The sequence below is a fragment of the Mycobacterium sp. PO1 genome, assembly GCF_017312405.1.
GTDB lineage: Bacteria > Actinomycetota > Actinomycetes > Mycobacteriales > Mycobacteriaceae > Mycobacterium.
Genome location: NZ_BLTG01000091.1, coordinates 1 through 9,396, shown reverse-complemented (window position 1 = coordinate 9,396; position 9,396 = coordinate 1). Strand labels below are relative to the sequence as shown.

Annotated in this window: 8 protein-coding genes and 1 pseudogene; 4 read left to right on the top strand and 5 right to left on the bottom strand. The window is 68.5% G+C overall.

Annotated elements, in window-relative coordinates; genetic code table 11:
* Window positions 1-704: pseudogene (locus tag J3476_RS24235) on the top strand (transglycosylase); the annotation flags it as partial.
* A 58-nt stretch (window positions 705-762) separates the two neighbouring features.
* On the opposite strand, the gene J3476_RS24230 reads toward J3476_RS24235, so the two are convergent.
* From J3476_RS24230 to J3476_RS24215, 4 genes are read right to left on the bottom strand one after another with little or no spacing between them, the layout of a single operon-like run.
* Complete coding sequence (locus tag J3476_RS24230; protein WP_152518665.1) at window positions 763-1,188, bottom strand: molybdenum cofactor biosynthesis protein MoaE; 426 nt, start codon at window positions 1,186-1,188, stop codon at window positions 763-765.
* Window positions 1,185-1,664, bottom strand: a complete 480-nt coding sequence (locus J3476_RS24225; RefSeq protein ID WP_207068866.1) for a molybdenum cofactor biosynthesis protein B — start codon at window positions 1,662-1,664, stop codon at window positions 1,185-1,187. Before J3476_RS24225 ends, J3476_RS24230 begins: the two co-directional genes overlap by 4 nt.
* On the bottom strand, window positions 1,661-2,098 hold the full coding sequence (moaC, locus tag J3476_RS24220) for a cyclic pyranopterin monophosphate synthase MoaC (protein ID WP_286183646.1): 438 nt from the start codon (window positions 2,096-2,098) through the stop codon (window positions 1,661-1,663). Before moaC ends, J3476_RS24225 begins: the two co-directional genes overlap by 4 nt.
* Before the next feature lie 47 nt (window positions 2,099-2,145).
* Window positions 2,146-2,331, bottom strand: coding sequence for a hypothetical protein (locus J3476_RS24215; protein WP_152518668.1), 186 nt, complete (start codon window positions 2,329-2,331; stop codon window positions 2,146-2,148).
* Window positions 2,332-2,459: 128 nt separating this feature from the next.
* Here J3476_RS24215 and J3476_RS24210 point away from each other — a divergent pair, with 128 nt between their 5' ends.
* From J3476_RS24210 to J3476_RS24200, 3 genes are all read left to right on the top strand, one after another.
* On the top strand, window positions 2,460-4,724 hold the full coding sequence (locus tag J3476_RS24210; protein ID WP_207068864.1) for a helicase-associated domain-containing protein: 2,265 nt from the start codon (window positions 2,460-2,462) through the stop codon (window positions 4,722-4,724).
* Window positions 4,725-4,755: 31 nt separating this feature from the next.
* Window positions 4,756-6,405: a DNA repair helicase XPB gene (locus J3476_RS24205; RefSeq protein WP_152518670.1), complete on the top strand. Its 1,650-nt coding sequence runs from the start codon at window positions 4,756-4,758 to the stop codon at window positions 6,403-6,405.
* Between the two features lie 134 nt (window positions 6,406-6,539).
* Complete coding sequence (locus J3476_RS24200) at window positions 6,540-7,142, top strand: hypothetical protein (RefSeq protein ID WP_152518671.1); 603 nt, start codon at window positions 6,540-6,542, stop codon at window positions 7,140-7,142.
* Window positions 7,143-7,206: 64 nt separating this feature from the next.
* On the opposite strand, the gene J3476_RS24195 is transcribed toward J3476_RS24200, so the two are convergent.
* Window positions 7,207-9,396 (bottom strand): hypothetical protein (locus J3476_RS24195; RefSeq protein WP_207068863.1); only part of this gene is annotated, 2,190 nt, incomplete at its 5' end.

The following is a 9,396-nucleotide window of genomic DNA, read 5'->3' as shown; positions in this document are numbered from 1 at the left end:
CACCGGCGCCTGCTCCGGTCGAGCCACTGGCCGCACCGCTGCCGAAATCGCAGGGTCCGCTGATGCTGGACGTGCCGATGCCGGCGACATCGGCTCCCGCCCCAGCCGTAGAGGTCGCCGGTGTCACTCCGGCCGAGGCCCCGGCTGCCGATGCGGTGATCGCCGCCTCCAACTGGGACACCGCCCCCGCCCCGGCCGACCAGCCGCAGGTGTGGTCCCTCGGCGTCGACGCACCGCTGCAACCGGCACCCGCCGTCCCGCCGATGCCTGCTCCGGCACCCGCTCCGGCCGCGGCACCCGCTCCGGCTGCGGCGCCCGCTCCGGCGGATCCGCTGGCACCTCTCGCGCCGCTGGCCGCCGCGCCCGTCCCCGCTGAGGCGTACGACATCGCCAATCAGGCGATCAGCGGCGACCTGCCGGTTCCGGCCGAGGTTCCTCATCTGGTGAGCCCGGAGAACCTTCCTCCTGGCACGACCGTCGACCCCACCCAGGTGGCCAACGACAGCGCGAACGTCACCTACCTGAAGGAGATCTGGCACGCGATCCAGACCCAGGAGATCTCCGGGCGGGATGCGCTGCTGGCCTTGACGCAGCGGCCGATGACGACGCCGGAACCGGGTGCCATGTCGCCACAGGCGCCAGCCCCGATGCCGGCCGACCCGGCTGCCGCTCCGGCGCCTGCTCCGGTTCTGCCGCCCGCCTGATCAGGTGACTCCGCGAGGCGGAGTTGACCCACTCGTCGGCGCCGAACAGGTGACTCCGCTATGCGGAGTTGACCCACTCGTCGGTGCCGTCGGCGAAGAACTGGTGTTTCCACACCGGTAGCGACTCTTTGACGCGGTCGACCAGTCGTGCGCACGTCTCGAACGCGGCGCCCCTGTGGTCGGCGGCAACGGCGGCCACCAGCGCGGCGTCACCGATGTGCAGGACGCCGACCCGATGGCTGACCGCGACGGCGCGCACGCCGGCTGACTGCGCGGCGACCTCGGCAACCACATCGGCCAGCGTCTGCCCCGCGGACGGGTGCGCCGAGTACTCCAGACGGGTCACCGTTCGTCCCCCGTCGTGGTCACGCACCACTCCGGCGAAAGCCACCACCGCGCCTGCAGCAGCGTGGGCGACCAGCGCCTCGTGTTCGGCTGAGTCGATGGGCTCGTCGGTCAGCGCGGCGCGCAATACGGCGCTCACCGGGAGTGGTCCTTGCCGCGGAGCTGATCAAGCGCGTGGTCCAGGACGTCGGCGAGCACGCCCAGCCCGTCCTTGACGCCTCCGAGCGATCCGGGCAGGTTCACGAGCAAGGTGCGGCCGGCGACACCGCAGACCCCGCGGGAGAGCACCGAGGTGGGTACATGGGGCAGCCCGGACCGGCGGATCGCGTCGGCGAGTCCCGGTATCTCGTAGTCGAGCAGTGCGGCGGTGATCTGGGGAGTCGAGTCGGTCGGCGAGATGCCGGTCCCTCCGGAGGTGATGATCACGTCGTGCCCGTCGGCCAGCGCAGCACGAAGGGCCGCGTCAACAGGCTCACCGTCAGCGACCACCACGGGGCCGGGGGTCGTGATACCTCGGGCGATGAGCCAGTCGGCGATCACCGGGCCGCAGCGGTCCTCGTAGATCCCCGACGACGCCCGCGTCGAGGCGATCACCACAAGTCCCGAGCGGGTCACCGCTCCCACGTACCCGTCTTGCCGCCCTCTTTGTGCAAAACCCGGATGTCGTCGATCTCGGCGGCCCGATCGACCGCCTTGATCATGTCGTAGACCGTCAGCGCCGCGACACTGACGGCGGTCAGCGCTTCCATCTCGACACCGGTGCGGTCGGTGGTCCGTACGGTCGCGGTGATGGCCACCGCGGCGGGGTCATCGTCTGCACCGACGGTGAAGTCGATGTCGACACCGGTGATCGCGAGTGGATGGCACAGCGGCACCAACTCGCTGGTGCGCTTGGCGGCCAGGATGCCGGCCACCCTGGCTGTGGCGAGGGCGTCGCCCTTGGGCAGGCCGTTCGCGGTGATCATCGCGACCACATCGGGACGGGTTCGCACCACGCCGGCCGCCACGGCCACCCGCTTGGTGATGTCCTTGGCCGACACGTCGACCATGTGCGCGGCACCGGTCTCGTCGAGGTGCGACAGGCCGTCCGGCACCGTTACTTGTTGATGACGGTGGCCGACTGGATGAACGGCAGCTCGTCGGCCGGCAGCGGGAACGTCACGTCTCCGAACGGAGACAGGGCGCCTGTGCGATCGGCGGCGAGCTCGCTGACTGCGTGATCGTCAGGATCGCTCTTGGGCCAACCCGGGTCGACGTATCGGTTCTTCTTGTCATCAGCCACGGTGACATTGTGGCAGGCCGATCACCGGCTGGCGAGGTCGGGAGGCTGCTTTACGCTGGTCGAGATGGGGGTTTGGACGAAGAGCAGACCGTGCCGATGAGGCCTTGGACGAAGAGCAGACAGTACTGATGAGCGCGAACAGCCCGGGCGTACCGCTGGGCGCCTGGTTGGCCGAGTTGGACGACGCGCGGCTGCTTCAGCTGCTGCGCCTCCGACCCGACCTCACCCAACCGCCGCCGGGCAGCATCGCGGCACTGGCGGCCCGCGCGGCGGCCCGTCAGTCGATCAAAGCCGCCACCGACGATCTCGATTTCCTGCATCTGTCCGTGCTCGATGCGCTGCTCACTCTGCACGCGGATACGAAGGCCGTCACCACCGCCGACCTGACCGCGGCGTTCGGAGAGCGCGCCGACGGCCCGTCGGTGACCCACGCGCTCGAGAATCTGCTGGCACGGGCGCTGGTGTGGGGCGACACCTCCGGAGAGGGTGCGCTGCGCGTCGCCGCCGAGGTCGCCTCCAGCCTGCCGTGGTATCCGGGCCAGGCCACCGTCGAGAGCGCCATCCCGGAGACCGACCTGGCCGCGGCGCTCGAGAGTCTGGAATCCGATTCCCGGGAACTGCTGGACCGTCTGGTGGAAGGCTCCCCGGTGGGCCGCACCCGAGATGCCGCACCCGATGCTCCTGCGGATCGTCCCGTGCAGCGCCTGCTGTCGGCCGGCTTGCTGCGACGCCTCGACACCGACACGGTGATCCTGCCCCGCCTGGTCGGGCAGGTCTTACGGGGCGAAGCGCCGGGACCGGTCACGGCCACCCGACCCGATCCCACGGTGTCGTCGACGACGGCGGCCGACGTCGACGCGGTGGCCGCAGGAGCCGCCATCGATCTGCTGCGGGAAGCCGAGATCGTGCTGGAGACGCTCAGCGCGACGCCGATTCCGGAACTGCGCAGCGGCGGGCTGGGCGTGCGCGACGTCAAACGGCTCGCCAAGACCACCGGCATCGACGAAGACCGTCTGGGGTTGCTGTTGGAGATCACCGCCGGCGCCGGACTGCTGGCGCCCGGACTTCCCGACCCCGAACCTGCGGACCCGGCCGGACCGTACTGGGCTCCGACGGTCGCGACCGACCGGTTTCTGGAGTCGCCGACCGCCGTCAAATGGCATCTGCTGCTGTCGGCGTGGCTGGACCTGCCGGGTCGCCCGAGCCTGATCGGGCGGCGCAACCCCGAGGGCAAGCCGTACGCGGCGCTGGCCGATTCGTTGTTCTCCACCGCCGCGCCCCTGGACCGGCGGCTGCTGCTGCAGGTTCTCGCCGATCTGCCGCCCGGCGCGGGAGTCGACGCCGACAGTGCGTCGCGGGCATTGGTGTGGCAGCGGCCGCGCTGGTCGGCACGACTGCAGCCGGAACCGGTGACTGACCTGCTCACCGAGGCCCACGCGGTGGGTGCGGTCGGTCGCGGCGCCGTGGCCACGCCCATGCGGCGCATGCTCGCCGGTGAACCCGAAGAGGCGGTCGTCGCCGCGATGGACAAGATTCTTCCGGCGCCCATCGACCATTTTCTGGTGCAGGCCGATCTGACGGTGGTGGTGCCGGGCCCGTTGCAGCGCGACCTCGCCGACAGGCTGGCGGCCGTCGCAACGGTCGAGTCGGCGGGCGCGGCAATGGTGTATCGCGTCACCGAGGCCTCCGTGCGGCGCGCGCTGGACACGGGAAAGACCGCCGGCGAGTTGCATGCGCTGTTCACCAAGCATTCCAAGACCCCGGTCCCGCAGGCACTGACCTATCTGGTCGACGATGTCGCCCGCCGGCACGGTCAGCTGCGAGTGGGCATGGCTTCCTCGTTCGTGCGGTGCGAGGATCCGGCGCTGCTCGCCCAGGCCGTTGCGGCCCCGGCCGCCGAAGCGGTGGAGCTGCGGCAGCTCGCGCCCACCGTCGCGGTCTCCCAGGCGCCGATCTCCGAGGTGCTCGCTGCGCTGCGAACGGCCGGTTTCGCCCCGGCCGCCGAGGACTCGACCGGGGCGATCGTCGACCTGCGCAGCCGTGGCGCCCGGGTCCCGGCGCCGGGCCGACGCCGGACGTTCCGGCATCCGCCGGTGCCCACCGACCAGACCCTGTCGGCGATCGTCGCGGTCTTGCGCAAGGTGGCCTCGACCCCGCCCACCGGCATGCGTCTTGACCCGGCCGTGGCGATCTCGGAACTGCAGCAGGCCGCCCATCATCAGGAGTCGGTGGTGATCGGCTACGTCGACCCCGCCGGGGTGGCGACGCAGCGGGTGGTGGCGCCGATCAACGTGCGGGGCGGTCAGCTGACGGCCTTCGATCCGGCCTCCGGCCGGGTCCGCGAGTTCGCCATCCACCGTGTGACTTCGGTGGTGTCGGCCGAATCGGGATAATGGCTGGGATGACGTCCTACCGAGATCTCCCATGACCGACGGCCCGCTGATCGTGCAGTCCGACAAGACGGTGCTGCTCGAGGTCGATCATGAACTGGCCGGAGCGGCCCGCGCGGCGATCGCACCGTTTGCCGAGCTCGAGCGCGCTCCGGAACACATCCACACCTACCGCATCACCCCGCTGGCACTGTGGAACGCGCGCGCCGCCGGCCACGACGCCGAGCAGGTCGTCGACGCTTTGGTGTCCTATTCGCGATACGCGGTTCCACAGCCGCTGCTCGTCGACATCGTCGACACGATGGCGCGATACGGGCGCCTCCAGCTCGTCAAGCATCCTGCACACGGCCTGACGCTGGTCAGCCTCGACCGAGCGGTACTCGAAGAGGTGCTGCGCAACAAGAAGATCGCGCCGATGCTCGGTGCGCGCCTCGACGACGACACCGTCGTGGTGCACAACAGTGAGCGGGGCCGGGTCAAGCAGATGTTGCTCAAGATCGGGTGGCCGGCCGAGGACCTGGCCGGTTATGTCGATGGCGAAAAGCACCCGATAGCCCTCGACCAGGACGGCTGGGCGCTACGCGACTACCAGCAGATGGCGGCCGACTCGTTCTGGGACGGCGGCTCGGGTGTAGTCGTGCTGCCCTGCGGCGCCGGTAAGACGCTGGTCGGCGCGGCAGCCATGGCGAAAGCCGGCGCGACGACGCTGATCCTGGTGACCAACACCGTGGCCGGCCGGCAGTGGAAACGCGAGCTGATCGCCCGCACGTCGCTGACCGAAGAGGAGATCGGCGAATACTCCGGGGAACGCAAAGAGATCCGGCCGGTGACCATCGCCACCTACCAGGTGATCACCCGGCGGACCAAGGGTGAGTACAAGCACCTCGAGCTGTTCGACAGCCGGGACTGGGGCCTCATCGTCTACGACGAGGTGCATCTGCTGCCGGCGCCGGTGTTCCGGATGACCGCCGATCTGCAGTCCCGCCGGCGCCTGGGCCTGACCGCGACGTTGATCCGCGAAGACGGCCGCGAAGGTGACGTGTTCTCGCTGATCGGCCCCAAGCGGTACGACGCGCCGTGGAAGGACATCGAGGCGCAGGGCTGGATCGCACCGGCCGAGTGCATCGAGGTCCGGGTCACGATGACCGACAACGAGCGGATGCTCTACGCCACCGCCGAGCCCGACGAACGCTACAAGCTGTGCGCCACCGCCCACACCAAGATCGCGGTGGTCAAGTCGATTCTGGAGCGCCACCCCGACGAGCCGACGCTGGTCATCGGGGCCTACCTCGATCAGCTCGACGAACTCGGCGCCGAACTGGATGCGCCGGTGATCCAGGGCTCGACGAAGACCGCCGAACGCGAGGCGCTGTTCGACGGGTTCCGCCGCGGCGAGATCCGCACTTTGGTGGTGTCGAAGGTCGCCAACTTCTCGATCGACCTGCCGGAGGCGTCGGTCGCCGTTCAGGTGTCGGGAACCTTCGGCTCCCGGCAGGAGGAAGCTCAGCGTCTCGGAAGGCTGCTACGGCCCAAGGCCGACGGTGGCGGGGCCGTCTTCTACTCGGTGGTGTCGCGCGACAGCCTCGACGCCGAGTACGCCGCGCATCGGCAGCGCTTCCTGGCTGAGCAAGGCTATGGATACATCATCAAGGACGCCGACGACCTGCTCGGACCGGCCATCTAGCGCCGGGATGTAACCAATGGCCTCCGACGTGCGAAATCATCGGTGGAGGACGCACGATGCGAGCTGACACGTTAGCCTCGACGCGAAGCCGACGGCCGCTTGGCGGTCACGACAGAAAGCACGGCACCGAAGTCATGATCGGACGACAGCGCTTCAGCGCACCGCGACCGACCCGGCTCGCCGGCGTGGCGGTCACCGCCGCCGCCCTGAGCATGGGCGCCCTCGGCCTGGCTGGGATGGCATACGCCCAGCCCGCCCCGCCCGCGGAGCCGGGGGTTCCCCCGCCACCGGGGCAGCCGGTGTTCCAGCCCGTTGCAGGCGGTGACGCACCCCCGGTCGCTCCGCCGCCCGTCGGGCCGCCGATGGTCCCGGAGATCCAGAACCCGGGGTATGGCCAGAACAGCAGCGGGGGCGGAGGCACCCTCGCCTTCCTGCGAGAAGCCTGGAACATGGCGCAGGACCCGTACGGATTCACCCAGATCCCGCCGGAAGGGTTGCCGACCTCGGCTCCGCCGCCGGGAGCCGGACCGCCACCTCCCCTGCCGCCCGGGTACCAGTCGCTCAACGCGCCTGGTTCGGAGACCCCGCTGCCCGAGGCCGACCCGAGTGCCGTCGCACCTCCGCTGCCTCCCGGGTACTACCCGCTCAACGGCCCGCCACCGCCGGGATACTTCGATCCGCCGCCGCCGGACCCGATGAACCCGTTCGGTTCGGTGACGCCCATCCCGGCGCCCTAGCCTTCACAGACCTACTACACGCGTATGGGCCTGCTCGGTCGAACCGAGCAGGCCCATCGCCGTTCTAGATGGTCACCCCGAGCGGCACGAAAGCGGCGAGGCTCTTGACGTTGGAGTCGTCGGTCACCACCATCCTGATCGTGCGGACCTCCCCGAGATTCCACACTCCGCCTGGCGTGGTGGCGTAGAACGTGACCGCCTTCAGCGCCGCTTCGTACTGCGCCTTGGTTGCCGTGCCCGACAGCGTCAGGGTGTGGGTGCTTGCGTTCCAACTCGCCGTGATCGGGTTGTTGGCCGGGGCGACGTAGCCGAGGACGTCACCATTGTTGTAGTTGTTCGAGATCTCCACGGTGGCGCCGAACATGTAGTCCGAGTCGGCGTCGGCGATGTCGACCGCGGCGATCGGATTGACCGGTGAGTTTCCGGCTCCATAGGGGAGCCTGCCGATCGGCGTCACCAATGGCGGAAGCGGGTTGGCCACATTCGCCAGAACCGTTCCGGCCAGGACACTTTCGACACCGGTGTCGTCGACGACATTCACCGACACGGTCCGAACCAGCAAGGCCCCACCGGTCGCCGAGAAGGTCACCGCCTTCAGCGCCTCCTCGTACTGCGCCTTGGTGGCCACTCCCTGCAGCGTCAACGTCTTGCTCCCCGCGTCCCAGCTGGCTGTGATCGGGTTGCCGTTCGGCGCGACATAGCCGAGGGTGTCACCGGACTGCGCCAGCAGGGTGATCTTCAGTGTGGCCTTGGACATGTAGTCGGAATCCAGATCGCCCACGTCGACAGCACTGATCAACCGGACCGGAGCCTTACCGATGGTGTAAGTGGGTGCTCCGACCGGGGTAACGGTAGGCGCCAGCGAGTACCGCGCGCCGGCGAGCACCGAGGCAGGTATCAACGTGTTGACGCCCGTCTCATCGGTGAGGCTGATGGTGACCGATCGGACCGCGAGAATGCTTCCCGTGGCCGAGAACGTCACCGCTTCAATTGCCTGCTCGTACTGCGCTTTCGTCGCCACCCCGGACAACGTCAACGTCTTGCTTGCCGAGTCCCAGCTGGCTGTGATCGGATTTCCGTTCGGAGCCACATAGCCGAGCACGTCCCCGTCCTGCGCCAGCGTGGCGATCTTCAGGACGGCCTTCGACAACTGATCGGAGTCCAGATCGGTGATTGTCGCCGAGGAAACGAGTTTCACCGGCGCAGTCCCGATCGTGTGTATGGGAGCACCGAGAACGGCGATGCCCGGGGGAAGACCGATGACGGTCACCACCGCAGCCCCGGGCACCAGCGACGCGACCCCGGCGTCATCAACCAATGACACCGAAATACCGCGAGCGATGCCACCTTCCGTGGTCGAGAACGTCACCGCCTTGAGCGCATCCTCATACTGATCCTTGGTCGCCACACCACTCAGCGTCAATGTCTGGGTGGCCGCATCCCAACTCGCGGTGATCGGATTACCGTCCGGCGCCACATAGTCGAGCACGTCGGTCGACTTACCCGCAGTCAGAATCTTGACCGTCGCCTCAGAAAGCTCATCGGAATCCAGATCGGTGATCGTCACCGACGAGAACACCTTCACCGGAGACTTCCCCAACGTGAAAATCGGCGTCCCCACCGTCAAAATCCCTGGGGGAAGACCGATGACGGTCACCACCGCAGCACCGGGCACCAGCGACGCGACCCCGGCATCATCGACCAGCGACACCGAAATACCGCGAGCGATGCCACCTTCCGTGGTGGAGAACGTCACCGCCTTGAGCGCATCCTCATACTGATCCTTGGTCGCCGCCCCACTCAGCGTCAGCGTCTGGGTGGCCGCATCCCAACTCGCGGTGATCGGATTGCCCTGAATTCCGCTGTAGCTCAGCACGTCGCTGCCCTTGCCGGCGGTGAGGATTTTCACCGTCGCCTGGGACAGCTCATCGGAATCCGCATCGGTGATCGTCACCGACGACAGCACCTTCACCGGAGACTTCCCCAACGTGAAAATCGGCGTCCCCACCGTCAAAATCCCTGGGGGAAGACCGATGACGGTCACCACCGCAGCCCCGGGCACCAGCGACGCCACCCCGGCATCATCGACCAACGACACCGACAGACCACGCGGCAACCCACCCTCAGTGGTCGAGAACGTCACCGCCTTGAGCGCATCCTCATACTGATCGACCGTCGCAGCCCCGGACAACGTCAGCGTGCGCGTCGCCGCATCCCAACTCGCGGTGATCGGATTACCGTCCGGCGCCACATA